At 75.2% G+C, this 25999-nt stretch carries 23 protein-coding genes and 1 pseudogene; 7 read left to right on the top strand and 17 right to left on the bottom strand.

What is annotated here, in order from left to right; genetic code table 11:
• The first annotated feature begins 124 nt into the window (after nt 1–124).
• Nucleotides 125–2173: a glycoside hydrolase family 31 protein gene (locus ACF1AL_RS08025; RefSeq protein WP_391825580.1), complete on the top strand. Its 2049-nt coding sequence runs from the start codon at nt 125–127 to the stop codon at nt 2171–2173.
• Between the two features lie 102 nt (nt 2174–2275).
• Here the strand turns inward: ACF1AL_RS08025 and ACF1AL_RS08020 are convergent, their stop codons facing one another.
• A complete protein-coding gene (locus ACF1AL_RS08020; RefSeq protein WP_391825579.1) occupies nt 2276–2869 on the bottom strand; it encodes a TetR/AcrR family transcriptional regulator in 594 nt (197 codons plus the stop codon).
• A 153-nt stretch (nt 2870–3022) separates the two neighbouring features.
• On the opposite strand from ACF1AL_RS08020, the gene ACF1AL_RS08015 reads away from it, so the two are divergent.
• Nucleotides 3023–4030 carry an NAD(P)-dependent oxidoreductase gene (locus ACF1AL_RS08015; protein ID WP_391825578.1) on the top strand — a complete coding sequence of 336 codons (1008 nt, stop codon included), beginning with the start codon at nt 3023–3025 and terminating at the stop codon, nt 4028–4030.
• 37 nt (nt 4031–4067) lie between these two features.
• Here the strand turns inward: ACF1AL_RS08015 and ACF1AL_RS08010 are convergent, their stop codons facing one another.
• A complete protein-coding gene (locus ACF1AL_RS08010) occupies nt 4068–4517 on the bottom strand; it encodes a PPOX class F420-dependent oxidoreductase (protein WP_391825577.1) in 450 nt (149 codons plus the stop codon).
• A 100-nt stretch (nt 4518–4617) separates the two neighbouring features.
• Between ACF1AL_RS08010 and ACF1AL_RS08005 the strand changes: the two genes are divergently transcribed.
• The 3 genes from ACF1AL_RS08005 (at nt 4618) to ACF1AL_RS07995 (ending at nt 8085) form a co-directional block, all read left to right on the top strand.
• Entirely contained in the window at nt 4618–5268 is a 651-nt protein-coding gene (locus ACF1AL_RS08005; RefSeq protein ID WP_391825576.1) for a TetR/AcrR family transcriptional regulator, read from the top strand.
• On the top strand, nt 5265–6794 hold the full coding sequence (locus ACF1AL_RS08000; RefSeq protein ID WP_391825575.1) for an MFS transporter: 1530 nt from the start codon (nt 5265–5267) through the stop codon (nt 6792–6794). The genes ACF1AL_RS08005 and ACF1AL_RS08000 overlap by 4 nt, the downstream gene beginning before the upstream one ends.
• Before the next feature lie 61 nt (nt 6795–6855).
• A complete protein-coding gene (locus ACF1AL_RS07995; protein WP_386419786.1) occupies nt 6856–8085 on the top strand; it encodes a serine hydrolase domain-containing protein in 1230 nt (409 codons plus the stop codon).
• 196 nt (nt 8086–8281) lie between these two features.
• Here the strand turns inward: ACF1AL_RS07995 and ribA are convergent, their stop codons facing one another.
• Complete coding sequence (gene ribA / locus ACF1AL_RS07990; RefSeq protein WP_384205702.1) at nt 8282–8953, bottom strand: GTP cyclohydrolase II; 672 nt, start codon at nt 8951–8953, stop codon at nt 8282–8284.
• A gap of 147 nt (nt 8954–9100) precedes the next feature.
• Between ribA and ACF1AL_RS07985 the strand changes: the two genes are divergently transcribed.
• Nucleotides 9101–9790 (top strand): creatininase family protein, encoded by a 690-nt coding sequence (locus ACF1AL_RS07985; protein ID WP_391779882.1) that lies wholly within the window; start codon nt 9101–9103, stop codon nt 9788–9790.
• A 179-nt stretch (nt 9791–9969) separates the two neighbouring features.
• Here the strand turns inward: ACF1AL_RS07985 and ACF1AL_RS07980 are convergent.
• The 5 genes and pseudogenes from ACF1AL_RS07980 to ACF1AL_RS07960 all read right to left on the bottom strand — a co-directional run.
• A pseudogene (locus tag ACF1AL_RS07980) lies at nt 9970–10995 on the bottom strand (lysylphosphatidylglycerol synthase transmembrane domain-containing protein); the annotation flags it as partial.
• Nucleotides 10992–11963 carry a trans-aconitate methyltransferase gene (locus ACF1AL_RS07975; protein ID WP_391825574.1) on the bottom strand — a complete coding sequence of 324 codons (972 nt, stop codon included), beginning with the start codon at nt 11961–11963 and terminating at the stop codon, nt 10992–10994. The gene ACF1AL_RS07975 and the pseudogene ACF1AL_RS07980, both read right to left, overlap by 4 nt.
• Nucleotides 11960–13141 carry a glycosyltransferase family 4 protein gene (locus ACF1AL_RS07970; protein WP_391825573.1) on the bottom strand — a complete coding sequence of 394 codons (1182 nt, stop codon included), beginning with the start codon at nt 13139–13141 and terminating at the stop codon, nt 11960–11962. The genes ACF1AL_RS07975 and ACF1AL_RS07970 overlap by 4 nt, the downstream gene beginning before the upstream one ends.
• On the bottom strand, nt 13138–13536 hold the full coding sequence (locus tag ACF1AL_RS07965; protein ID WP_366836824.1) for a 6-carboxytetrahydropterin synthase: 399 nt from the start codon (nt 13534–13536) through the stop codon (nt 13138–13140). The genes ACF1AL_RS07970 and ACF1AL_RS07965 overlap by 4 nt, the downstream gene beginning before the upstream one ends.
• Nucleotides 13537–13781: 245 nt before the next feature.
• On the bottom strand, nt 13782–14759 hold the full coding sequence (locus tag ACF1AL_RS07960) for a zinc-binding alcohol dehydrogenase (protein ID WP_366836823.1): 978 nt from the start codon (nt 14757–14759) through the stop codon (nt 13782–13784).
• Between the two features lie 106 nt (nt 14760–14865).
• Between ACF1AL_RS07960 and ACF1AL_RS07955 the strand changes: the two genes are divergently transcribed.
• Nucleotides 14866–15633 (top strand): CDP-alcohol phosphatidyltransferase family protein, encoded by a 768-nt coding sequence (locus tag ACF1AL_RS07955; protein WP_384205709.1) that lies wholly within the window; start codon nt 14866–14868, stop codon nt 15631–15633.
• A 35-nt stretch (nt 15634–15668) separates the two neighbouring features.
• Here ACF1AL_RS07955 and ACF1AL_RS07950 read toward each other — a convergent pair whose 3' ends face one another.
• From ACF1AL_RS07950 to ACF1AL_RS07910, 9 genes are all read right to left on the bottom strand, one after another.
• Nucleotides 15669–16862, bottom strand: a complete 1194-nt coding sequence (locus ACF1AL_RS07950) for an MDR family MFS transporter (protein WP_391825572.1) — start codon at nt 16860–16862, stop codon at nt 15669–15671.
• Nucleotides 16859–18640: an ABC transporter permease subunit gene (locus ACF1AL_RS07945; protein ID WP_391825571.1), complete on the bottom strand. Its 1782-nt coding sequence runs from the start codon at nt 18638–18640 to the stop codon at nt 16859–16861. The genes ACF1AL_RS07950 and ACF1AL_RS07945 overlap by 4 nt, the downstream gene beginning before the upstream one ends.
• A 2-nt stretch (nt 18641–18642) precedes the next feature.
• Nucleotides 18643–20172, bottom strand: a complete 1530-nt coding sequence (locus ACF1AL_RS07940; RefSeq protein ID WP_391825717.1) for an ABC transporter substrate-binding protein — start codon at nt 20170–20172, stop codon at nt 18643–18645.
• A gap of 32 nt (nt 20173–20204) precedes the next feature.
• The gene (locus ACF1AL_RS07935; protein WP_391825716.1) at nt 20205–20699 is read right to left on the bottom strand and encodes a GNAT family N-acetyltransferase; all 495 of its coding nucleotides are present in this window, start codon (nt 20697–20699) and stop codon (nt 20205–20207) included.
• 280 nt (nt 20700–20979) lie between these two features.
• A complete protein-coding gene (locus tag ACF1AL_RS07930) occupies nt 20980–22074 on the bottom strand; it encodes an ADP-ribosylglycohydrolase family protein (protein WP_391695550.1) in 1095 nt (364 codons plus the stop codon).
• Nucleotides 22075–22114: 40 nt separating this feature from the next.
• Nucleotides 22115–22513, bottom strand: coding sequence for a hypothetical protein (locus ACF1AL_RS07925; RefSeq protein ID WP_366836818.1), 399 nt, complete (start codon nt 22511–22513; stop codon nt 22115–22117).
• A 240-nt stretch (nt 22514–22753) separates the two neighbouring features.
• Nucleotides 22754–24118 carry a GH1 family beta-glucosidase gene (locus tag ACF1AL_RS07920; RefSeq protein WP_391779843.1) on the bottom strand — a complete coding sequence of 455 codons (1365 nt, stop codon included), beginning with the start codon at nt 24116–24118 and terminating at the stop codon, nt 22754–22756.
• 41 nt (nt 24119–24159) lie between these two features.
• Nucleotides 24160–24999 (bottom strand): carbohydrate ABC transporter permease, encoded by an 840-nt coding sequence (locus ACF1AL_RS07915; protein ID WP_384206086.1) that lies wholly within the window; start codon nt 24997–24999, stop codon nt 24160–24162.
• A gap of 7 nt (nt 25000–25006) precedes the next feature.
• Nucleotides 25007–25993: a carbohydrate ABC transporter permease gene (locus ACF1AL_RS07910; protein WP_386584930.1), complete on the bottom strand. Its 987-nt coding sequence runs from the start codon at nt 25991–25993 to the stop codon at nt 25007–25009.
• Nucleotides 25994–25999: the final 6 nt, after the last annotated feature.

Raw genomic sequence — 25999 nt, 5'->3', positions numbered from 1 at the left:
TCCCCCCGCCCCGTTGACAGATGACGTTTTGCGCAAGAACATCGGCCGAACCGAGCAGAAAAGAACAGCGCCCCGACTCAACCACCCCATGCCTCACCCGTTTTGACGCAGAAGGACATCAGTGGTGCGCATTCCTTCCCGCACGTTCGGCCCCCTGCTGACCGCGGCCCTCGCGGTCGCCCTCCTCCCCGCCACCGCCCACGGCTCCCCCGACCCGGACACCGGCCCCGCCGTGCACGAGTCCGGCGGCCGGGTCGTCCTCGACGCCGGCGGCTACACCGTCTCCGTGCCCACCAAGGGCGACCTCTCCCTGAGCACCGCCCGCTCCGGCCGCACCGTCCTCGCCACCGGCGCCGACGCGCTGCGCTTCCGCTCCGGCGGCACCTGGCAGCACGCCACCGGGCTCACCGGCTGGCGCTGGCAGGACGGCGTGCTCACCCTCACCGCGGACACCACCGCGCCCGGCGCCCGGATCGAGGCCCGGCTCACCCCGGCCGCCGACCGCTACCGCCTGGACTGGGAGGTCCGCGGCGCCGCCGCCGACCGCCTCGGCCTCACCTACGACCTGGCCTCCGCCGGCCACTGGTACGGGCACGGCGAGACCAGCACGCCCTCCGGCGGCCCCTACACCGACCAGCCGTGGCCGCTGGACGCCGGCCAGGTCGTCCACCCCGGGTTCAGCCCGGCGTCGTACCAGATGATCGACCCGTTCTGGTACACGCAGAGCGCCGCCGGCCTGTACGTCGACACCGGCGACCCGATGGACGTCTCCCTCAACGCCGGGCACGACGGCCTCGGGCGGTTCACGGTGAACTCCGGGGACACCTACCGGGCGACCGTGTTCGTCGAGGACACCCCGCGGGACGTCTACCGCGACTACGTCGGCATCGTCGGCAAGCCGCTCAAGAGCGACGCGACCGACGCGCAGTACGCCAAGCCGCTGTGGAACTCCTGGGCGCAGTTCTACACGCACGTCGACCAGCAGAAGGTGCTGGACTACGCGCGGGACCTGCACGACAACGGACTCGACGGCCACACCGTCCAGCTCGACGACAAGTGGGAGTCGAACTACGGCAACATGACCTTCGACCCGAAGGCCTACCCCGACCCGAGGGCCATGTCGGACACGATCCACGACCTGGGCTACGACTTCGGCCTGTGGGTCACGCTCTGGATCAACCTCGACTCGGCGAACTACCGGTACGCCGCCGACCACGACTACCTGCTGCACGACGCCGCCGACCCCGCCAAGCCGTGCACCGTCACCTGGTGGAACGGCACCGCCGGCATCGTCGACCTCGCCAACCCCGAGGCGAAGGCCTGGTACCAGGGCAACCTGAAGAAGCTGATGGACACCTACCGGGTGGACGGCCTGAAGTTCGACACCCGCTTCTTCGACGACCGCTGCGCCCCGCGCGCCGGCCACACCCGCACCGACTACCAACGCCTGGGCACCGAACTCGCCGATTCCTACGACCTCCAGGGCGCCGGCATCCGCGTCCACTGGGGCCGGGCCGCGCACGAAGCCGGCTTCGTCACCCGGCAGATCGACAAGGGCACCGGCTGGAACTCGCTGCGCGCGGCCGTCTCGCAGAACCTCGCCCTGTCCACGATCGGCTACCCGTTCGTGGAGACCGACATGATCGGCGGCTCCAGCAGCGAGCCCCCGCCGAGCAAGGAGGTCCTGGTCCGCTGGGCGCAGGCGGCGGCGTACATGCCGCTGATGTACTCCTCCACCTCGCCGGTGGACACGATCGACGCGACGACGGGCCGGACGGTCGACTACGACCAGCAGACGGTCGACCTCTACCGGGCGGCGATCGCCCGCCACGAGCGGCTCGCCCCCTACATCCAGGACCAGGTGCGGCAGACGCTGCGCACCGGGGACCCGATCATGCGGCCTCTGTTCTTCGACTTCCCGCGGGACGGGGCGTCCTACACGGTGACCGACGAGTGGATGCTCGGTCCGGCGGTCCTCGCGGCGCCCAACCTGACGGCGTCCGCCGCCCGTGACATCCACCTCCCGGCGGGCACCTGGTACGACGTCCGGCGCGGGCGCGCCGTCAAGGGGCCGGTGACGCTGCGGGCGTATGCGACACCGCTCGACGTCACGCCGGTCTTCGTGAACCTGCGGGCGCCGGGCGCGGCGAAGGCGCTGGCAGCGTTGCGCTGACCGCCGGTGCCGGATCTCGGCCATCGGCCCCCTTCACCCCGGGCGGCCCCGGGTGGAGGGGGCCGTCGACCCTCTTCTCCCGTGCCGCCCCGGGTGAGGTGACTACCGCGGCGCCACGGCCGCGTCCAGCAGGGGGCCCAGTTCCTCGACCACCGTCCGCAGCGCCCGTGTGTCGCGTTCGCTGCGGGCCATCAGGATGGCCCCCTCCAGAGCGCTGATCATCAGCGTGGCCAGGGAACGGGCGCGGTCCGCGGGCACCCGCATGCCGGTGAGCGCGTCGGCCACCGCGCCCGTCCAGGCGTCGAACGCACCGGCCGTCGCCTCGCGGGTGGACTCCCCGGAGGCCGAGCAGTCGACGGTGGCCGCGGCCACCGGGCAGCCGGTGGTGAACCCGCCCGTCTCGTACTCGTCGGTCCACTGGCGGGCCATCGCGGCGAACAGCCCGCTCGGCGTGGGGTCCTCCAGCTGCGCGAGGAAGCGCGGGACACGCCGGGCGGCGTACCGGCCGGCCCAGCCCACGGCCTCGTTGACGAGCTGCTCCTTGCCGCCGGGGAAGTAGTGCTGGAGCGAGCCGCGCGGCGCCTCGGCATGGGCGGCCACCTCGCGCATGCCGGTCGCCGTCACCCCGTCGCGCCGGATGAGCTGGGCCGCGCTGAAGACCATCCGCTCCCGCGGCCCCGGTCCGGACCCCGCCATCGTCGACCTCCCGCGCCGCTTTCCTGCTGCCTGCGCCCAGGGCGCTGTTCTTCTGCCTGCGCCCAGCGTAGGGCCGGATCGTCGCTATGACGACGGTCATAGGCGCGCGCTACTATGACCGCTGTCATAGTCCCGGCCGAGGAGGGCGGACCCATGCACGTCGGTTTCATCGGACTCGGGGTCATGGGACAGCCCATGGCGCTCCGCCTGGCCGCCGCCGGGACCCCGCTGACGGTGTGGAACCGCACGCCGTCCCGCGCCGAGCCGCTGCGCGCCGCCGGTGCCACGGTGGCCGACGACGCGGCCGCGGTGTTCGCGGGGGCCGACGCCGTCCTGCTGATGCTCGCGGACGAGACGGCCGTCGACGCCGTGCTCGCCCGGCACACCCCCGACTTCGCCGCGCGGGTCGCCGGGCGGATCGTCGTCCACATGGGGACCACGGCGCCGCAGTACTCCCACGCCCTGGAGGCCGAGGTGCGCGCGGCGGGCGGCCGCTATGTGGAGGCCCCGGTCTCCGGGTCGCGGGTGCCGGCGGAGCAGGGGCGCCTCGTGGCGCTGCTGGCCGGGGAGGAGGCGGCCGTGTCCGCGGTACGGCCGCTGCTGGCACCGATGTGCGGGCAGACGTTCGTGTGCGGTGCCGCGCCGAACGCGCTGCTGATGAAGCTGGCGGTGAACCTCTTCCTGATCACTCAGGTGACGGGTCTGACCGAGGCGTTCCACTTCGCCGGGCGGCAGGGGCTGGACCCGGCGCTGTTCCTCGACGTGCTGGACGCGGGGCCGATGGCCAGTTCGGTGTCCCGGATGAAGGCGCCGAAGCTGCTGGCCGGTGATTTCGGCGTGCAGGCCGCCGCGCTGGACGTGCTGAAGAACAACCGGCTGATCGCCGAGGCCGCCCGCGCCCGGGGACTCGCCTCACCCCTCCTCGACGCCTGCCACGCGCTGTTCGAGGAGACGGTGGCGCTCGGGCACGGCGGCGCGGACATGGTCGCGGTCCTGCGGGCCATCGAGGCACGGACCGGGAGGGCCGGGGACGAGGAGCACGCCGCCGCGGCCGCCGGGACGGACGAGCGCGCGGCGCGGGCCGGGGCCGAGGAGCACACCGCTCGGGCCTGCACCGAGGAGTCAGCCGCGCGGGCCGGGGCGGCGCCGGCCCGCCCGTGACGGGGCCGGTCGGGTCAGCCGCGGTCGGGCGGTCGGGTCAGCCCCGGTTGTCGCCCTTGGGGATGCCGTACGCCCGTTCCACGGGCAGCCGGAGCACCAGGCGGCCGTCGCGGACCATCGCGGCGCGGTAGTCGTCCCAGTCCGGGTGCTCCCCCGCGAGGGCCCGGTACAGGCGCACCAACTCCTCCACGGTCTCGTCGTACGGGTCCTTCGCCACCGGCGTCAGCTCGGCGGTCCCCTCGACGACCGTGTAGGCCCACCGGTCGCCGCTTGTGACGTGGTACGAGGCACGCGGGTCCCGGCGCAGGTTGCGGGTCTTGGCGCGGTCGTCGGTGATCGAGACGCGGATGACCCGCTCGTCGGGGTCGTAGTGGTGGCTGACGTTCGACAGCTGCGGACGTCCGTCGCGCTTGAGGGTGACCAGCACCCCGCCGCGCTGCTCGGCGAGGAGGGCGAGCAGCGCGTCCTGAGTCGAGTCGTGAGTCATGTCAGGTCAACTCCCGGGGCGCGAGCGGAATTCCCGTGCGGAGCACCACGTCCGCAACGCCGAGTAGACAGTGTCTACGCGCGCCTGGTAGACACTGTCTATGACCTCCGACGAGTCCGCGTCCACCACTCCCGCGGAACCCGATTCGCCCTCAGCCGCCGATTCCCGGCCCTGGGCCGCCGCCGACCCCGCCGACCTGCGCACCCGTCTCGTCGACGTGGGCGTGGAGCTCGTGGCCCGCGAGGGCGTCCAGGCCCTGACCCTGCGGGAGATCGCCCGGCGCGCCGGGGTCTCGCACGGGGCGCCGCGCCGCTGGTTCCCCACGCATCTCGAACTGCTGTCGGCCATCGCCCGGCGCGGCTTCGGCGACCTGGGCGCGCGGGTCGCGGCCGTGGACGCCGAGGCCGCACCGCGCGAGCGCGTCGAGGACCTCGCCCGTATCCACCTGGAGTTCGCCCGGGACAACGCCGGCATGTACGAGCTGATGTTCCGTCATGATCTGCTGGCCAGCGGTCATCTGGGGCTGCGGGAGACCAGCCTGCCGCTGTTCGGTGTGCTCGTGGACCTCGTGGGCCGGGTCCGCCCGGACGCCGACGCGCGCACGGTGGCGGCCGCGCTGTGGGCGAACCTGCACGGCGTCGCCCAGCTGTGGCGCTGGGGCAGCCTCCAACTGGCCACCGGCAGTGAGGACTTCGCCCCGCTGCTGCGGGCCGTGCTGGACGCCCACCTCGGTTCCGGGGCGGGCCGGTGAAGCGGCCGGCCGCTCTGGCGTGCAGCGTCGGCGGCGCGGCGATCGTCGCCCTGGACGGCACGGTCCTCACCGTCGCGCAGCCCGCGCTCGGCGCGGACCTGCACGCGACGGTCGGGCAGGTGCAGTGGACCAGCACCGGCTATCTCATCGCGGTGGCGGGGCTGCTGGTGCTCGCCGGGCGCCTCGCCGACCTGTACGGGCACCGGCGCGCCTTCGCCGCCGGTCTGCTCGGCTTCGGTGCCGCCTCGGCGGGCATCGCCCTCGCGCCGGGCGTCGGCTGGGTCGTCGGACTGCGGATCGTCCAGGGCGTCTTCGGGGCGCTGCTCCAGCCGGCCACGCTCGGCATGCTGCGCGCCGCCTACCCGCCGGAGCGCCTGCGCGGACCGCTCGCCGCCCGCACCGCCGTCATCGGCCTGGCGGCCGCGACGGGGCCCCTGGTGGGCGGTGCCCTGACGACAGCGGTGGGCTGGCGTGCGGTGTTCCTGGTGAACGTCGTCCCGGCGGCCGTACTCGCCGGGCTGGCCCTGGCCGGGCGGGACGTGAGCACGGACGCGCAGGAGAAGGAGACCGGAGGGGACGGAGCCGGTCACGCCCCCGGGTCCGGGCGGACCGCCGACCGCACACCGAGGCGGCAGCGCCAGGTGGCCCGGCTCGACCTGCCCGGTGCCCTGCTGCTCGCCCTCGCCTTGGCCGTCTTCGTGCACGCGCTCGTCGCGCTCCCGGCGTCCGGATGGTCCCCGGCGCGCGTGCTGGAGCTCGCGGTGGCCGCCGGCGCGGCACTGGCCTTCGTCCGCCACGAGCGGCGGGCCGCCGCGCCGCTGGTGCCCGCCGGCGCGGTCGCCGCGCCGGGGGTCGCCGCCGCGCTCGCGCTGCTCGTCGCCGCGTCGGCCGCCTTGCAGGGCGCCCTGTTCACCTGCGTGTACGTCCTGCAGCGCGACCTCGGCCTGGATCCGCTGCACTGTGCGCTGACCGCCCTGCCGCTGGCCGCGCTGATGATCGTGGCCGCGCCCGGGTGCGCCGTCGCGCTGCGCCGGGCCGGGGCGCGCCGGACGACGGCGGCCGCGCTGGCGGTGCTCGCGCTGGGCCTGGCCGTCCTCGCCCGTGCCTCCGGCCCGCTCGCCTTCGGCGCCGGGTTCGCTCTGCTCGGCGCGGGCTTCGGCACGGTGATGGTGGCGGCCACCCATGTCGTCGTACGGCAGGCCGCCGCGCGCTCGGCGGGCGTGGCGGGCGGTCTGCAGCAGACGGCGCTGAACATCGGCCCGGTGCTGGGGGTCGCGGCCGCGACCACGCTGTGGGGCCTGGCGGGTCCCCGGGTGCCGCTGGTGGTCCTGGCCGCCGTGGTGGCCGCCGCGGCGCTAGCGGCGCGCGCCCTTCCGGGGCGGGACGGCGAGGAGCCGCCCGTGGAGGCCGGGGAGCCGCCCGTGGAGGCCGGGGAGCCGCCCGTGGAGGCCGGGGAGCCGCCCGTGGAGGCCGGGGAGCCGCCGGTGAAGGCGGGTACGCGGTCCGCCGTCCGCGCGCGGCGGTGACGTCTGACGGCGCACCGGCGGGGTATGCCACGGGGTGAACTGCGGCGACAGGGGACACGCGATGACACTGCTGCGACAAGAGGTCGAGCCGGACGAGGCCGGCCTGGACGCCAAGGCACTGGACCGGCTCGACCGGCATGTCGTCCGGCTCGTCGACGACGGCCGCCTGCCCGGGTTCCTGATCGCGATCGCACGCGGCGGGCGCGTCGCGCACCTGACCTGTCACGGCCGGCGGGACCTCGCCGCCGGCCTGCCGGTCACACCGGACACGCTGTGGCGGATCTACTCGATGACCAAGCCGGTCACCGCGGTCGCCGCGCTGCTGCTGGTGCAGGAGGGGCGGCTGGCCCTCGACGACCCCCTGGAGCGGTATCTGCCGGCCTTCGCCGCACCGCGCGTGTACGTCGGCGGGGAGGGCGCGGACGTGCGCACCCGGCCCGCCTCGGGGCCGATCCTGATCCGGCACCTGATGACCCACACCGCCGGTCTGACCTTCGGCTTCTACCACACCCACCCGGTGGACGCCCTGTACCGCGAGGCGGGCCTGGCGTCCTCGGTGCGGCCGGGCGCCGACCTGGCCGAGACGATCGAGACGTACGCGAGCCTGCCGCTGCAGTTCGATCCGGGCACCCAGTGGAACTACTCGGTCGCCTCCAACGTGCTCGGCCGGGTCGTCGAGGTGGTCTCCGGGCAGCCGCTCGACGCGTTCTTCGCCGAGCGGATCTTCCGCCCGCTCGGCATGACCGACACCGGCTTCAGCGTCCCCGGGGAACACACCGGCCGGCTCGCCGAGTTGTACGGCGACGCGGACGACGGCGGGATCACGCCGATCGCGGGGCTGCCGCTGCGCGGACGGCCCCGTTTCCTGTCCGGCAGCGGCGGCCTGGTGTCCTCCGCGCCCGACTGGCACCGCTTCATGGAGATGCTGCGCCGCCGGGGCGAACTCGACGGCGTACGGCTGCTCGCGCCGCGGACGGTCGCGGAGATGACCCGCAACCAGCTGCCGGGCGGCGCCGACCTCAGGGCGTTCGGCAGCCGCCCGGCGCACGACGAACCCGGCAACGACGGCGTCGGCTTCGGCCTCGGCGTCTCCGTCGTCGTCGACCCCGCCCGCACCCAGGCGCCGGCCGGGCTCGGCACCTTCGGCTGGAGCGGGGTGGCGACCACGACCTTCTGGGTGGACCCCGGCCGGGACCTGACCGTGCAGTTCATGACCCAGCTGCGGCCCCGCCGGTCCCTGCGCCTGTTCCCGGAACTGCGGCGGCTCGTCCACGAAGCGGTCACCGACTGACCCGCCACGGCGTCCCGCGGCCGGACCGGAACCGGTGCGCCCCGGGATCCAGCGGCCGGACCGGGACCGTTGCGCCCCGGCCTCCCGCGACCGATCAGGACCGGTGGTCCACCGCGTCCCGCGGCCGACCGCGCCCCGTGGACCACCGCGTCCCGCGGCCGGTCAGGACCAGTGCGCCACCGCGTCCCTCGGCCGGTCAGGACCAGTGGGCCACCGCGTCCAGGTGCGGCAGGTGGTGGTCCATCCGCTCGCGCTTGGTGCGCAGATACGTGATGTTGTTCTCGCACGGCGGGATCAGCAGCGGCACCTGCTCGGCGACGCCGATGCCGTGGCGCAGCAACGCCTCCCGCTTGCGCGGGTTGTTGGACATCAGCCGCACCGACTCCACGCCCAGGTCGCGCAGCATCCCGGCGGCGGCGCCGTAGTCCCGCGCGTCCACCGGCAGGCCCTGCGCCAGGTTCGCCTCGACGGTGTCCAGGCCCTCCGCCTGCAGCGCCATCGCCCGCAGCTTGGCCAGCAGCCCGATGCCCCGGCCCTCGTGGCCGCGCAGATACAGCACGACGCCGCTGCCCTCGGCGACCACCGCGCGCAGCGCGGCGGCCAGCTGGTCGCCACACTCGCAGTGCCGGGAGCCGAAGGCGTCCCCGGTCAGGCACTCCGAGTGCAGCCGGGTCAGGACGTTCTCGGTGCCGAGGTCGCCGTGCACGAGGGCGACCTGCTCCTCGCCGCCGTCGTGGTCCAGGAAACCGATCGCCTGGAACATCCCGTACACCGTCGGCAGCGGGGCGGTCACGACGCGTTCGACACCCGTGCGCCGGTCCTGCTTCGTGCCGAGGACGCCGAGGGGCGCCGTGCTGTTCTCTGTCATGATCTGATTCCTCAGCTCCGTACGAAAGGCCGTGAAAAGATGAGTGGTTCGGGCTCGGGGTCGGCGGAACAGGGTCCGGTGGCGGGACGCGGCCCGGTGCCGGCGGGACGCGGGCTGGTGCCGTGGGACACCACCGAAGACGTACGGATGCGGGCGGCGGACGGTTCAGCACAGGTCGCCGTCCTTCCCGTCGGCAGCTTCGAGCAGCACGGCCCGTACCTGCCGCTGGCCACGGACACGCTCGTCGCCTGCGCGATCGCCCGGGAGATCGCCGCCGCGTACCCGGTGCGGCTGCTGCCCCCGGTGACGATCTCCTGCTCGCACGAGCACGCCGGCTGGCCGGGGACCGTCAGCATCTCCGCGGTCACCCTGCACGCGGTGGTGAACGACATCGCCGCCTCGCTGCGCCGCTCCGGCGTCGGCGCCCTGGTCGTCGTCAACGGCCACGGCGGCAACTACGTGCTCGGCAACGTCGTCCAGGAGGCGTCCGCGCGCGGCGAGCGGATGGCGCTGTTCCCCGCGGCGGAGGACTGGGAGGCGGCGCGCGAGCGGGCGGGCGTCGCCACGTCGCTGCTCACCGACATGCACGCGGGCGAGATCGAGACGTCCGTTCTGCTGCACGCTCACCCCGAAGTGGTCCGGCCCGGATACGAGTCCGCCGATGTGGTCGCGGACGACCGCCGTCATCTGCTCACCGTGGGCATGTCCGCCTATACGGCTTCGGGAGTCATCGGCCGTCCTTCCCTGGGGTCGGCGGACAAGGGCGGGGAACTGCTGGCGAGCCTCACGGACTCCTTCGCGCCGTACTTCGACCTGCTGACGTCGGCGCGGGAGTGAGCGGGGGCGTCGGCACCGGACGGGTCGGCCGTCCGGTCGGCGCCCCCCGAGGAGCGGCCGGCGGCGTCCGGCGCGCGGTGGCCGGTCAGGAGCACCACGGCGCCGGGCAGGGCGGCCGCGAAGCACAGCACGCCGTAGACGACCGCGACCGCGAGGCCGGTGTCCGCGCCGAGCCCGGTGGCGGCGAACGCCCAGGCCGTGACGCCCTCGCGCGGCCCGAACCCGCCGACGTTCAGGGGCAGCCCCATCGCGAGCAGGGCGAGCACCGCGAGCGGCAGCAGCACGGGCACGGAGGCGCCCGCCCCGGCGACCCGGGCGGCGAGCACGAACGTCGCCAGATGTCCCGCCAGCACGACGGCCGAGGAGACGAGCACGCCGGGCCCGTTGCGCCGGGACAGCAGGCCCTCGCGGGCCTCCGCGAGCGCCGCGCGCAGTGCCCGCGTCCGCCGGGAGGCCGTCCCGGGCGCGCGGTTCATGCGCAGGGCGAGGACGACGGCGAGCGCGCCGACCCCCGCGAGCGCGACGAGGGGGAGGGCGTGCCGTACGTCGTCGCGGACCGGGGACGGCGCGACGAGCAGCACGGCCGGCGCGAAGACGGCGAGCACGGCCTGCCCGGCGGCGCGTTCGAGGACGACCGCCCGCACGCCCCGGCCCATGTCCCCGCTGCCGCGCCCGTGCCGCACCGCGCGGTGCACGTCGCCGAGGACTCCGCCGGGCAGGGCGGCGTTGAGGAACAGCGCGCGGTAGTAGCCGGTGAGCGCGCTGCCGAAGGGCAGCCGCAGGCCGAGCCCGCGGGCCACCAGCGACCAGCGCCAGGCACTGCACGCCGTGGTGAGCGCGCCGATGGCGACGGCCGCGAGGAGGGTGGGCGCGTCGATGCGGCGCAGCCCGTCGAGGAACGCGCCGGTGCCGAGCCGCGCGAGCAGCACCCCGAGGATCAGCACCCCGGCGAGCGTGCCGAGGTGCCGGCGCAGGGCCGTCCCGGTGCCGCGCGCTTCCTGCCCGGGGTCCCCCGTGTGGTTCTCCGTCTGGGGGTGCGTGGCCGTGGACGCGCGCGTGCCGTGGTGTCGCCCGGCCGCTCCCGCCTCCGCCCCCGGTCCCCGGACGCACCGCCGGACGGTGGCCCCGAGGAGGAGTCCGCGCCGGCGCAGGGCCGCCCGCGGTCCGGCGGTGCGCCGGCGGGGGGCCGCCGTCGCCCCGCTCATGCCGTTCCCCCGTCCACGCGGGGCAGGGCGAGCAGGTCGCTGTGGTGGACCACCGCGCGCAGTGCGCCCGCCGCCAGGGAGGCGAGCCGGGCCGTGAGGTAGGCCTCGGCGCGTTCGGCCAGTTCGGGCCGCTGCTCGACGGCGGCGCCGACCCAGCCGCGCAGCCACTGCTCCGTCAGATCGGGGTCCACGGGGCCGAGTCGCCAGGGGCTGGGCCGGACCCGCACGGTGGCGCCGTGCGCGGCGAAGGCCTCGCAGGCGGCGGTGACGGCGTCGGGGCCGAGCAGGCCGGTGCGCCGCTGGTGGGCGTTGAAGGCGGCCGTGATCTCCGCGTCCAGGGGATCGGCGGGGGTGAGCTCCACGCGTCCGGCGACGGAGAGGGTGAGCAGCGCCGGGCAGCCGGCGCCGGCGCACGCGGCGGCGAGGGCGTCGACCTCGTCGCGGGTCAGGACGTCCAGCAGCGCGGAGGCGGTGACCAGTCCGGCGCCGGCGAAGGCGTCGGGGGTGAGCCGGGCGAGGTCGCCGCGGCGGGTCTCCACGGTGACGCGGCTGCCGTCGGCGGCGGCCTGGGGGGCGCCGACCGCGGCGAAGTGCAGCAGGTAGGGGTCGCGGTCGTGCAGGATCCAGTGCTGGGCGCCGTCCAGGCGGGGCGCGAGCCAGCGGCCCATGGAGCCGGTGCCGCAGCCCAGGTCGTGCACGACCAGCCCGCGGGAGCCGCCGGTGAGCCGCTCGCGCAACGGCTCCAACAGCTCGGCCGCCCGGGCCGCCGCGTCGGCCGGTTCCCGCAGCCGCAGCCACTCGGGCGCGTACCGGGGTGGCTCCTCGGGGGCGTCCTGCCGCAGCCGTACGGTGTCCCGGCCGGCCGGCCGGTCCACGGGCCCGGCACCGGGGATCACCGTGCCGGCCGCCCGGTCCGGCGCGGGCGGGGCGGGCAGCCAGCCGGCGGGGGTCGTCGTCGACTCGGTCATGCCGTCCTCCCCGAGAGGTCCGGAAGTCGGCCGAGGACGGCCGCGAGGCGCTGAGCGGTGGTGGCCCAGCCGCTCAGGGCGGCCCGGCGGGCGCGGGCGGCGCCGCGCAGCCGGCGCCGCAGGTCCGGGTCGCCGAACCAGCCGCGCAGCGCGGTGGCGAGGGCGGCGGGGTCGTCCGGCGGGACGAGGAGGCCGGGCCGGGTGCCGTCGGGGGCGCGGCCGAGCGCCTCGGGCAGGCCGCCGACGTCGGTGGCCAGCACGGGTACGCCGCGGGCGAGGGCCTCCGTGACCGCCATGCCGTACGTCTCGCCGGCGGAGGCGAGGACCATCAGGTCGGCGGCGGCGTAATGGGCGTCGAGGGCGGCGCCGGTGCGCGGACCCGCGAGGCGGACGCGGTCGCCGAGGCCGTGCGAACGGATCGCGTCACGGACCCGGGCGACGTGCGCCGGGTCCTGGCTCACGCCGCCCACCAGCTCGCAGGTGAAGGGCAGATGCGTCACCTGGGCCAGCGCCTCGATGAGCCGGTGCTGGCCCTTGCGCGGGGTGACGGCGGCGACGCACAGCAGGCGGGAGACGCCGTCGGTGCCGGGCGCGAGGGGGGCGATGTCGGCGCCGGGCGCGGCGACGTGCACCGCGTCGGGGGCGAGGCCGTGGTGGGCGACGAGCCGGCGGCCGGCCCAGGCGCTGGTCGCGATCACCGCCGGGACGGCCCGCAGGACGGCCCGCTCGCGGGCGTCCAGGTCGGCGGCGACGGCCGGGTCGAGGCCGGTCTCGTCGCCGAGCGGCAGATGGACGAGGACGGCGAGGGACAGCCGGCGCGCCGCCGGGACGACGACCTCAGGGACACCGCAGGCGACCAGGCCGTCCAGGAGGACGACCGAGCCGTCGGGGATCTCCCGCAGGGTGCGCTCCAGGGCGGCGCGGGCGGCGGCGTCCGGGCGGGGCCAGGCGCCGGCCACCAGGTGGGCGTGCGGCTGCCAGCCGAAGCCGGGCAGGTCCAGGCCGACCCGCCGGTCGTAGGCGTTGCCGCCGCTCGGCGCGGCCGGGTCGTCGACGCCGGCCGGCATCACGAAGTGCGCGGTGCGCAGGGACATGGGGATGATCCCGCCGTCGGTCGGGGACGCGGGCTGCGCCGGTATGTGGGCGAGCCGCCGGGTGCGCGTCGTCGTGCCGGTCACAGCGCACGCTCGTAACTCGCCCACGCCACATGGGACTCGTGGAGCGTGACGGCGATCCCGGCGATGCCCCGGGCGCCCTCGCCCAGCGCGCCCTGGTGGACGCGTTCGGCGAGGCGGTCGGCGATGACCTTGGCCAGGTACTCGGTGGAGGTGTTGACCCCGGCGAAGTCCGGCTCGTTGTCGAGGTTGCGGTAGTTCAACTCGCCGACGACAGCGCCCAGTTCACGGGTGGCCAGACCGATGTCGACGACGATGTTGTCGTCGTCCAGCTGCTCGCGCCGGAAGGTGGCGTCCACCAGGAACGTCGCCCCGTGCAGTCGCTGCGCGGGGCCGAAGACCTCGCCGCGGAAGCTGTGGGCGATCATGATGTGATCGCGGACGGTGACACTGAACAACGGACGACCCTCCAGGTGCGGCGCGTCGGTTCCCCGGCCGATGACCGCCGGGGATGCCGTGTAGTACGGCTCTTCGCTTCCCCGCGTTCAGTGCCTTCGCACTCTTTTTCTCAGGTCAGACACCGGTCGGGGCAGAGAGCCGGTCTCGCGCCGGGCGGGGCCCGAGCACGGCCGGCGGGTCAGGCACCGGTTGCGGCCGGGAGCCGGCCCGGCGTCGGGCGTGGCCCGTCCGGCGCCGTCGCGCGTCAGGCGTCCGGGTGGGCGATCCGGTGGCACAGGGCGGGCAGGTCGCCGGACGCGAGACGGGGCAGCACCTCGGGCAGGTCGTCGAAGGCGGACTCGCCGGTGATCAGGGCGTCCAGGGCGGGGTCGGCCAGCAGGTCGAGGGCGAGGGCGAGCCGGTCGGCGTAGGAGCGGGAGGCCCGGGCCGGGGAGACGGTGCCGACCTGGCTGCCGCGGATGGTCAGGCGGCGGGAGTGGAAGGCTTCGCCGAGCGGCAGGGACACGCGGCGGTCGCCGTACCAGCTCAGTTCGACGACCGTGCCCTCGGCGGCGAGGAGCTGCAGGGCGCGGGCGAGTCCCTGTTCGGTGGCGCTGGCGTGGATCACGAGGTCGCATCCGCCGAGGGCGTCCTCGGGTGCGGCGAAGCCGACGCCGAGCGCCTCGGCGGTGCGGGCCCGGGCCGGGTCGGTGTCCACCAGCTGGACGCGGACGCCGGGGAAGCGGGCGAGCAGCGCGGCCACCGAGCAGCCGACCATGCCGCCCCCGACCACGGCGACGCGGTCCCCGACCAGCGGGGCGGCGTCCCACAGCGCGTTCACGGCGGTCTCCACGGTGCCGGCCAGCACGGCCCGCCCGGCCGGCACGTGCTCGGGGACGACGGTGAGGGCGGCGGCGGGCACGACGTACCGCGTCTGGTGCGGGTACAGGCAGAACACGGTCCGCCCGGTCAGCTGCCGCGGACCCTCCTCCACCACGCCGACGTTGAGATAGCCGTACTTCACCGGGCCCGGGAAGTCGCCCTCCTGGAACGGGGCGCGCATCGCGGCGTACTGGCTCTGGGGCACCCCGCCGCGGAAGACGAGGGTCTCGGTGCCGCGGCTGACGCCGGTGTAGAGCGTGCGCACCACCGCCTCCCCCTCGGCGGGTTCCGGCAGGGCCACCTCGCGGATCTCGCCGTGTCCCGGCGAGCGCAGCCAGAACGCGCGTGCGGATCGGCTCATCGGCATCCTCCTGAACGATCGGAACGTGGTGCACGTACGGGGATACGCACAGGCCGCGCACAGTACGCGGCGTTGATCGACTCTGTCACTCGGCCGGAGGGTGAGCGTGGCCCTGAACAACCTGTACGCAGCGAGGCCCGTCCAGCAGGAGCCGGCGGTGGGAGCGGGTGTGCAGCTCCTGCTGCTGGCGCTGCTCGGCACGGTGATCGGGCTGGGCCCGGCGGGCTGGCTGACCGGCCTCGTCTTCGCACTGGCCAGCTGGGCGGTGCTGTCCCGGGCGCTGCACCGGTCGGGCCTGGACTCCTTCGGCCCCGCCAACCGGGTCACCCTCGGCCGCGCGACCCTCGTCGGCGGCGTGACGGCCCTGGTCGCGGACTCCTTCGAGAGCGCGCCGCCGGTGACGCTGTTCGTGGCGCTGACCGCGGTGGCGCTGCTGCTGGACGGCGTGGACGGCAAGGTGGCCCGCCGCACCGGCACCTCGACGGCGCTGGGCGCCCGCTTCGACATGGAGGTCGACGCGTTCCTGATCCTGGTGCTCAGCGTGTACGTGGCGCTTGACCTCGGTCCGTGGGTGCTGCTGATCGGCTCGATGCGCTACGTGTTCGTCGCCGCCGCGCGGGTGTGGCCGTGGCTGACGGCGCCGCTCCCGCCGAGCACCGCCCGCAAGACGGTGGCCGCGCTGCAGGGCGTCCTGTTGCTGCTGGCCTCCTCGCATCTGCTGCCGGGGGCCGCCACGGCCGGCGTGGTGCTGCTGGCGCTGGCCCTGCTGTCGTGGTCCTTCGGCCGGGACGTGGTGTGGCTGTGGCGGCGTGCGCACACCCTGCCGGACATATCCCCGGTGTGCGCCGAGGAGCTGGACCTGGCCGCCCGCTGAGGTGCACGCCGCTGATCCTCCGGCCGGGGAAACGTTCACGCCGCCGGAGTTCCCGTTCCGCGCGGCAGCAGCGCGATGGCCGCGAGCGGGACGGCGGCCAGGGCCAGCCAGGACACGGACGGCGGCAGCCCGGAGTCGAGCAGGGTTCCGGTCGCGGCGCTGCCGGCGAGCACGATCAGGCCGGACACCGAGGACAGGGCGCCCGTGTAGAGGCCGAGGCGGCCCTCGGCGGCGAGGTCGGGCACCCAGGCGCGGGCGGCGGGCGCGACCAGCATCTGACCGAGCGTCAGCAGGACGACGAACCCGGCGGCCGGCAGCAGCCCGCGCGCCCCGCTCGTGCCGGACGGACGCGCGACGGCGACGACCGTGAACCCGGCCGCGATCAGGCTCAGTCCCGCCGCCATCGCCGGACGCGGGGCGAGCCGCTCCCCCACCAGCCGCGTCACCGGCAGCTGGGCGGCCACCACCAGCAGCGAGGACAGCGCGAACAGCCAGGCCAGCGGCGCCTGCGAGCCGGCCGCCCGCTCCACCTCGGCGGGCAGCGCGAGGTAGAGCTGGTTGTAGGCGAGCAGGTAGGCGCCGTAGGCGCAGCACAGGCCGAGGAAACGGCCGTTGCGCAGCAGCGGGCCGAGACCGCCGCGCACCCGGACGGGCGTCCGCCCGGGAACGCGCTGCGGCAGCAGCCAGGCGTGCCCGGCGAGGACGAGCACGAAGATCCCGGCGCCGGCGAGGCACACCGTGCGGAAGTCGACGTCCAGCAGCAGCGCGCCGAGCAGCGGCCCGAGGAACGCGCCCGCCTGCCCGGCGACCGTGAACAGCGCCAGCACCCGGGTGCGCGGCCCCCCGCCGGCCTCCTCGCGGGCGACGGCCTGCCGGGCCACCTCCGACTCGACGGCGGGCGAGAACAGCGCGGCGGCGAACCCGATGAGCAGCACTGCGCCGATCACCGCCCCAGGGTGCTCGGCGTACCCGAGCCAGACGAAGCCGGCGATCCTGAGCGCGCAGCCGGTCAGGACGACGGGACGGATGCCGTGGCGGTCGGTGAGCGCGCCGCCGACCACGAACAGCCCCTGCTGGCTGAAGGTGCGCAGCCCCAGCACGAATCCGACCAGCCAGCCCGCCATGCCCACCGAGCGCCCGAGGTGGTCGGCGAGGAACGGCAGCACGGCGAAGAAGCCGATGTTGAAGGCCAGTTGGGTGAGGATCAGCAGCCTGAGCAGCGGGGTCACGCGGCGTACTCGGTTCGCGGCAGCGGGAGTTGCGCGCGGGCCCGGCGGCGGCGCGGCAGGCGCACTCCGGCCGCCGCGCCGACGGCCAGCGCGCCGAGCAGGGCGAGGGCGGCGGCGGGGGCGAGGACGGTCCAGGGGGCGCGTTCGGCGTAGGGCTGGTTCTCGGCCAGCAGCAGGCCCCACTCGGGGGACGGGGGCTGCGCGCCGAGGCCGAGGAAGCTCAGCGAGGCCAGGGCGAGCGCGGTGCCGGGCAGCCGCAGCAGCGCGTGCCGGGCGACGGACGGCAGGACGGCGGGCAGCAGGACGCGCCGCAGCAGGTGCGCCCGGCCGGCGCCGAGCGCGCGGGTGGCCGCCAGGTGGGTGGTGGCGCGTTCCTGCCGCAGCAGGGCCGAGGTGTGCGTGGCGAGGGGCGCCCAGGCGACGGCGAGCACGGCGAGCGCGGGGGTCGTGGCGCCGCCGCCGTGCACGGCGGTGACCAGCAGGGCGACGAGGACGGGCGGGACGGCGTTGACGGTGTCGGCGAGCGGCCCGGACAGCCGGGGCGCCAGCCCGAGCAGCACCCCGGCGAGCAGCGCGGCGGCGCCGATGGAGACGGCGAGCAGCAGGGTGTCCAGGGCGCCCTGCGCGACGCGGGCGAGCACGTCCCGGCCGAGCGCGTCCGTGCCGAAGGGATGCGGCAGGGACGGGGGGTGAAGGCGGGCGCCGGTGTCGACGGCCAGCGGGTCGCGCGGCAGGCCGAGCGCGACGACGGCGGCGAGGGCACCGCCGTACACGAGGGGCAGGGCGGTCCGGGCGGGCGGCGCGGGCGGGTGCAGGGTGGGCAGGGCGCCGTCGCGCAGGGCGGGGCCGGTCAGCAGGCGGCTCGCGAGGTGGGCGAGCGCGGTGGCGGCGGCCGCGAGGAGCAGCAGCGCGAGCGTGCCGGCCTGCAGGACGGGCAGGTCCTGGGCGAGGGCGGCCTGCAGGGTCGTCCGGCCGAGGCCGGGGATGTCGAAGACCTGCTCGACGGCGACCGCGCCGCCGGTCATGCCGACGACGAACAGGCTGGTGTTGGGCAGCAGCGCGGGCAGGCAGCGGCGTACGGCCTGGCGGGCGATGCGGCGGCGGGGCAGTCCGCGGGCGGCGGCGGCCCGGGCCCACGGCTCGGCGAGGGCGGCGGGCAGCAGGTCGTCGAGGAGCCGGCCGAGCACGGCGCCGGCGGGCAGGCCGAGGGCGAGCGCGGGCAGGATCGTCCACCGCGGCCCGTACCAGCCGAGGGCGGGCAGCCAGCCGAGCTGGACGCCGACGACGGTGGCGAGCAGGGACGCGGTGAGGAACTCCGGCAGCGCGGCGAGGACGGCGGTACCGCTGCCGCCGCGGCGGCGGTGCGCGGCGGCTGCGCGCCGCAGTCCGGCCGGGCCGCCGCCCAGGGTGCCGGCGGTGACCAGGGCGGCGGTGACGGCGGCGACCGCGAGGGCCGCCGTCATCAGCAACAGGGACGCGCCGAGGGCGTCGAGCACGGCGGGGGTGACGTCGGTGCCGTTCAGCCAGGACCGGCCGGCGTCGCCGCGCGGCAGCCCGGCCAGCCACCGCCCGAGGAGGGTCAACGGTCCTTCGTCGAGCCCTAGTTGGGCGCGGATGTCGGCCAGTACCCGCGGGTCGGGGTCGCGGTCGGCGGAGCGCGCCTTGAGGACGGTGAGGGCCGGGTCGGTGTGCGCCAGCCAGGGCAGCAGCCCGACGGCGCACACCAGGCCGGCCGCGAGGGCGGTGCGCCACAGCAGGGAGCGGAGGGTGGTGCGCATGGTCAGCGGCGGGTCCCCGGACCGACGAGGGTGCGCTCGTAGGGGTCGAGCAGGACGCCCCGCACGGAGGTGGCGACGCCGGTGACGATCCGCTGGTGGACGAGCGGGACGACGGCGTCGGTGCCGAGGATCGTGGCTTCGGCGGCCATGACGGCCTGCTGCCGGGCGCCGGTGTCCTCGGTGGCCTCCGCCCGGGCGACGGCCCGGTCGACGTCCGGGTCGCACAGCTGGGCGATGTTGTAGTTGCCCCGGCAGGTGTGGTCGCCGGCGAGGACGGCGACGGGGTCGCCCGTGTCGACGAGGGTGTTGCGGGCGAGGACGAACGCGTCGAACTTCCCGGCGAGCGCGTCGCTCTCCAGCCGTGAGTACTCCCGCACCTGGAGGGTGACCCGGAACCCGGCCTTCTCCAGTTGCTGCTTCAGCACCTGGGCCACTTCGGGGAGTTCGGGCCGGTTGTCGTAGGTGGCGAGGGTGAGGGCGGTGCCGTCGGCGGCGGCCGGCTCGGGGTGCGCGGGCGGCACGCGCCGGCCCGCGGCCCAGGTGACGGCGGGCCCGTAGATGCCGGCGCCGGGGTCCGCGTGTCCCTCGTAGACGCCTCGGGCGAGGGCGGCGGGGTCGACGGCGGCGCGGACGGCGGCCCGGGTCCCCGGGTCCTCGAAGGGGCCGCGCCGGGCGTTGAGCAGCAGGCTGGTGGTCCGGGTGGTGGCGGTCTCGCGGCGGGTGCCCGCGGGAAGGGTGGCGGCCTGGGCGACGGGGACGGCCTCGGCGATGTCGGCCTCGCCGGTGCGCAGGGCGTTGGCGCGGGCGGTGCCGTCGGCGATGAAGCGGACGTCGATGCCGGCGGCGTGGGCGAGGCCGCCCCAGTAGCCGTCGTGCCGTTCGAGGGTGGCGGACGTGGTGCCGGTGACCCGGGTGAGCCGGAAGGGCCCGGTGCCGGTGCCGACCGGGTCGACGCGCCCGTGGCGGTCGTACGCCTTCGGGGAGAGCACGGCGAGGCTGGGGCTCGCCAGCCGCAACGGCAGGATCGGGTCGGGTGCGGCGGTGGTGACGCGCACGTCGTGGCCGCCGTCCGCGCGGGCGGTGAGGGTGACGCCGTTCAGGGCTGCGGGGGCGGGCTTGGCTCGCGTGGCACGGCCGAGGGAGGCGGCGACGGCGGCCGGGGTCACCTCGGTGCCGTCCTGGAAGACGGCGTCGCGCAGGGTGAAGCGCCAGCTGCGGGCGTCCTCACGGCGCCAGGACGCGGCGAGCGCGGGCATGGCGGTGCCGTTGGCGTCGAGGGCGGTCAGGCCCTCGGTGACGCCGAGCCGGCTGAGGAGGGTGGCGTCCGCGCCGTACGGGGAGAGGTTCTCGGCGGGCGGGAAGGCGAGCGCGACCCGCAGCCGGGCGCCACCGGCGGCCCGGGCACCCTCTCCCCCGTCCTTCTCGGCGAAGCAGCCGGCGAGGAGCGGGACGAGAGCGAGGGAGACGAGCAGCCGGCGCCGGCGCGGGAGGGAAGTGGCCCGTACCGGGGTCCTGGACCGCTCGGAGACCAGGGGGCGCGCGGAGGCCAAGGAGCGTATGGAGGTCACCGGTTCACCGCCTCGGCGGGAACGGCGAGGGGCACCTCGAAGTGCACGATGCCCTGCCCGCCCCGGGCGGGGTCGCGCTCGTCGTGCACGACCGTGCCGAGCGACCGCCAGAACGCCTCGGCGCCCGGGACGGCCGGGTCGGTGTGCAGATAGACGGCACGGTAGCCGCCGTCGGCGGCGGCGAAGGCGAGCAGGTCGCGCACGATCCGCCGGGCGAGACCGCGCCTGCGGTGCTCGGGGCGGACGTAGACGCGGCGGAGCTGCGCGGTGGTGCCGGAGGGGTAACGCTCGGCGAGCGGGCGGGGGTTGGGCGGGTGCGCGGGACCGCGGGAGTCGAGCGCACCGGTGGCGACGACCTGCCCCTCGGGGTCCACGGCCACGAGGAGGGTGTGGCGGGGCGGGACGAGGTAGGCGCCGGCCAGGTCGACGATGTCGCCGTGCCAGCGCGGCACGTACCCGGTCCCGAAGTCCCGGTAGACGGTGTCGAGCATGACGGAACGCGCCCCGTCTAGGTCGTCGGGGGTGGCGGGCCGGACGCGGTACTCATTGCTGCCTTGATGTCGCACTTGCACATCATATGCAGTAAGGCGGCCCAGAAGATCACCGAGGCCGGACGGCGCGGAAGGAGTGGGGGCGGTGAGCATGCCCCTCACTCTGCCACATGACATTCATTTTCAAAAGAGCGCATGTCCCGCTCGAGAGGACAGACCAGCGCGCCGTCCTCACACCAAGGGTGAGGACGGCGCGGAGGAAATCCGAGGAAAACCCGTCTCACCAGCCCGGGTAGCGGTCCCACCAGTGGGGGTCCCAGGCCTCGACATGCTCCATGCCGCTCGGGGAGTCGTCGAGTTCCAGGGTCATGTCGCGGGCCAACGTGTCCAGGACCCAGGCCAGTTCGTGCCGGCTGATCAGGTCCGCGGGGAGGGCCTCCACGCCGTGGACCGCTCCCAGCAGGGCGCCGGTCACGCACGCGACGGAGTCTCCGTCCGGCGCGGCGGCGGCGAAGGCGAGCGCCGCGCGGAGGTCGGCGCGGGCGGGGAAGGACGCCGCCGCGTACACGCCGCCGAGCAGGGCCGCGGGGGCCGTGGGATCGGGGGCGAGGCGCATCAGGTGGCCCGGCCGGGCCGGTTCGGCGGCCGCGCAGCGCAGGGCCTCCGCCAGCCGCCCCTGCTCCTGCTCGGTGACCGGCACGCCCTTGACCGGGAGGGCGGCGAGGCCCGCGTGCAGCGCTTCCCGGACGGCCTCGGCGGAACCGGGGGCAGGGTGGCTCAGGCAGTGGTGGGCGAGGAACGCCGCCTGCGCGGTGGCGTTCTGCGCGGCCTTGTCACCGTGGGTGAGGGCGGCGAGCGGGGCGGCCTGCCCGACGCCCACCGGGCCGGTGACCGCGACCGGCAGCGCCCGGGTCAGCGCGTGGCAGCCCCGGCTCGGCGTGGCCATGTCCGGCTCGCCCTGCTCGATCCGGGACAGGGCCGTCACCGTCGCGGGCGCGCTGCCCCGCCGCTGCGCCAGCGCCGGCACGCCCGCGAGCCAGCCGTCCGGCCAGCCCTTGGTGTCGTACGGGTTCCAGCGCTGCCGCATCTTCTCCGGCGCGATGCCCTGCAGGTAGGCCCAGCGGCTGTACGCGTGCAGGACCACGCCGGGGGCGTAGCAGATGCCCTTGTGGTTGCCGCGGACCTGGGCGCGGATGATGCCCTCGGCGGTGAAGCAGGCCAGTTGGGTGCTGACACCGGCCGGCAGCGGCCCGGTGGCGGGCAGGGTGCCCCGGGCCGCACCGAGGGTGTCGCCGAGCGCCAGGCCGAGCATCAGCCCGCGGACGCGGGACTGCCGGGCGAACAGACTCCGCTGCGCGTCCTTGGCGTGCGGCACGTGGGGCTCTCTCTCCTTCGTGTGATCCGGGCGGGGAGGGTCAGAGGCCGGCTCTCTCCAGCAGGACGGGCAGCGCCTGCGGCTTCACCTTCTGCACCGTCCGCACCTGCCCGAGCCCCAGGTCGTCGCGGCCCACCGGGTCCCGGTGCAGCGCCTTGGTCGCCTCGGTCAGCAGCGTGGCCGCGACGAGGTAGGACACCTCGGGGTCGTCGGGGTCCTGCCAGGGTTCCTCGTCGACCTCGGCCACGGCGGAGACCACCGCGTCGGGCTGGGTGAAGAAAAACCACAGGCGGTCGCCCCGCACCATGCGGTTGCGGCGGCTGAGCCAGAGTTCCAGTTCCGGCTCCTCCTCGGCCAGCCGGCGTATCGCCTCCCGGTCGGTCGGTTCACCGTCCAGCATGTCCAGTTGAGGATTGAGGATGTAGATCCAGTCCGCCACGGCTCTCCCCTCGGTAAGGACGCTCGACTCACGCCCACGCGCACAGCAGCGCCCCATGGTGCCAGGCGGACGCCGCCGGTGCGAACTGGGTTTCGGGGAACGGACACCGGCCGGCTGCCGCCACGGCTCCGAAACCCCGACCGGGCACCGGCCCTTGGCCCTCTCGGGCACGCGGCCCTGGCCGTCTCGGGCACCGGTCCCAGGGCCGCTCCGCTCCCCCTCCGGCCGGTCCCCGCCCCGTCAGGCCGCCTCCCTCCCCGCCCCCCGGTGCGCCCGGATGATCTCCGCGTAGCGGTGGCCGGAGCCCTTGATCGTGCGTTTCTGGGTCGTGTAGTCCACGTGGACCAGGCCGAAGCGCTTGTCGTAGCCGTACGCCCACTCGAAGTTGTCCAGGAGGGACCAGGCGAAGTAGCCGGCCAGGGGGACGCCCTTGCGCAGGGCGGACGCGCAGGCGGACAGGTGGGCCTCCAGGTAGGCGCGGCGCTCCGGGTCGTCCACGGTGCCGTCGGGGCGGACGACGTCGGGGTAGGCCGAGCCGTTCTCGGTGATGTAGAGCCGGCGGGCGCCGTAGTCCTCGGTGAGGCGCAGCAGCAGCGACTCGATGCCGCTCGCGTCGATCTCCCAGTCCATGCCGGTGCGGGGCACGCCGGCGCGGCTGACCGTGCGGACGTAGGGGGCGGGGGCGGCCGGGTCGGGGTCGTGGGCGACCGTCTGCGGGAAGTAGTAGTTCAGGCCGAGCCAGTCCAGCGGCGCGGCGATCACCTCCGGGTCGCCGGACCGCTCCGGCAGGTCGACGCCGTACACCTGCCGCATGTCGGCGGGGAAGCCGCGGCCGTGCACCGGGTCGAGCCACCAGCGGTTGGTGTGGCCGTCGAGGCGGCGGGCGGCCGCGCGGTCGTCGGCGCGGTCGGTGGCCGGGTGGATCGGGGAGAGGTTGTTGACGATGCCGACCTCGGCGTGCGGCACGGCGGCGCGGATCGCCTGGACGGCGAGGCCGTGGCCGAGGAGCAGGTGGTAGGAGGCGCGCACGGCGGCGGTGAGGTCCCGCCAGCCGGGGGCCATGCGGCCCTCCAGGTGGCCGATCCACGCCGAGCACAGCGGCTCGTTGAGGGTGGTCCACAGCCGCACGCGGTCGCCGAGGCGCTCGGCGACGGCCGCGGCGTAGTCGGCGAACGCGAGGGCGGTGTGCCGCTCGGGCCAGCCGCCGCGGTCCTGCAGCGCCTGCGGCAGGTCCCAGTGGTAGAGGGTGACGGACGGGGTGATGCCCGCCTCCAGCAGGCCGTCCACCAGCTCGTCGTAGAAGGCGAGGCCCTTGGGGTTGACGGGTCCGTCGCCGCCGGGCATCACCCGGGGCCAGGCGACCGACAGCCGGTAGGCGTTGACGTCGAGGCGGCGCATCAGCGCGATGTCCTCGCGCCAGCGGTGGTAGTGGTCGCAGGCCACGTCCCCGTGGTCGCCGCCGGCGGTCCGGCCGGGGGTGTGCGAGAAGGTGTCCCAGATCGACGGCGAGCGGCCGTCCTCGGCGACGGCTCCCTCGATCTGGTACGCCGACGTGGCGGTGCCCCACAGGAAGTCGGCCGGGAACGCGGCGAGGTCGATGGTCACGGAAGCGGAGGTCCCTTCGGGAGAAAAGGAGGAGGTGGCGGTCACTTGACGGCTCCTGCCGTCAGGCCGGCGACGAGGTAGCGCTGCAGCAGCAGGAAGCCGGCCACCACGGGCACGCTGACCACGAGCGAGGCAGCCATGATCTGGTTCCAGTACACGTCGTTGAGGGTCGAGTAGCCCTGCAGGCCGACGGCCAGGGTGCGGGTGGTGTCGTTGGTCATGACGGAGGCGAAGAGCACCTCGCCCCAGGCGGTCATGAAGGCGTAGACGGCGACCGCGACGATGCCGGGGACGGCCGCCGGGACGACGACGCGGAAGAGGGCGCCGAGCGGGCCGCAGCCGTCCACGAGGGCGGCCTCGTCCAGGTCGCGCGGCACCGAGTCGAAGTAGCCGATCAGCATCCAGATGGAGAACGGCAGGGAGAAGGTGAGGTACGTCAGGATCAGCCCGCCGCGCGAGCCGAACAGGGCGATGCCGGTGGCGTTGCCGATGTTGACGTAGAGGAGGAAGAGCGGGAGCAGGAAGAGGATGCCGGGGAACATCTGCGTCGACAGCACGGTCACCGTGAAGACGCGCTTGCCGCGGAAGCTGTAGCGGCTGACGGCGTACGCGGCGAACACCGCGATGACCACCGAGCACACGGTCGCCGCGCCCGCCACGATCAGGGAGTTGGTGAAGTAGCGCGCCAGCGGGATCGTCGACCAGATGTCGATGTACGGCCGGATCGTGAGGCCGCTGGGCAGCCAGCGGAACTTCCCCGACACGTCCGCGAGCGGCTTCAGCGAGCTGGAGACCATCACGTAGACCGGCACCAGGACGAACCCGGACAGCAGGGCGAGGAAGATCCGCCGGGACCAGAGGAAGGAAGCCGGCGGCGCCATCGGGGAGTTACGCATCGGCGGTCCTCCGTCCGCGCGAGGTGACGGCCAGGTACACGCCCGTCACGGCCAGCAGGAAGAGCAGCAGCAGGACGGACATCGCCGAGCCGGTGCCGAAGTTCCAGGTGACGAAGGACGCCTGGTAGATGTGCACGGAGATCAGGTCGGCGGCCTCCGGCGCGGCCTTGCCGAACAGGACGTAGGGCGTGTTGAAGTCGTTGAACGTCCACAGGAACAGCACCAGGACGAGCACCTGGTTGACCGGGCGCAGGGACGGCAGGGTGATGCGGCGGACCTGCTGCCACAGGCCGGCGCCGTCCAGGGCGGCCGCCTCGTACAGCTCGCGCGGGATGTTCTGCAGCCCGGCCGTGACGATGAGGAAGGCGAACGGCCAGCCCTTCCACACCGAGACGACGAGCAGGGCGTAGAAGCTGTTGTCGCCTATGAGCCAGAAGGACGGCTGGTCGGTGAGGTGGAGCTGGTCGTGCAGGACGTGGTTCACCAGGCCGTTGTCGTGCTGGAACATGAACACCCAGGTGATGACGGCGGTGTAGACGGGCAGGGCGTACGGCACGAGGAACAGCGCCCGCAGCAGGCCGCGCCCGGCGAAGGTGTCCTGCATGAAGACGGCCGCGGCGGTGCCGAGAAGCCAGCACAGGGCGACGGACAGCAGGGTGAAGGCGAGGGTGACGAGGAAGGAGTGCAGCAGAGCCTCGCCCACGGGGGCGTCGAAGTCGACGGAGACCGAGTAGTTGGCGAGGCCGTTCCAGGGTGCGGTGCCCCAGTCGCGGATGAAGAACTGGGTGAGTTCCTTGAAGCTCATCAGGACGCCGATCACCATCGGCACCAGATGGACGAGGAGTTCCAGGAGCAGGGCGGGCAGCAGGAGCAGGTAGGGCAGGCCGGCGCGGCGGATGCGTCCGGGGCGGCGGGGAGCGCCGGCGAGGGCCGGGGCTCCCTTGCGCACGGGCCGTTCGGCGGCGGTGGCGGTCGTCATCGCGCT

The organism is Streptomyces sp. NPDC014801, from assembly GCF_043082085.1.
Lineage (GTDB): Bacteria > Actinomycetota > Actinomycetes > Streptomycetales > Streptomycetaceae > Streptomyces.
This window is presented reverse-complemented; position numbering and strand designations above follow the sequence as displayed.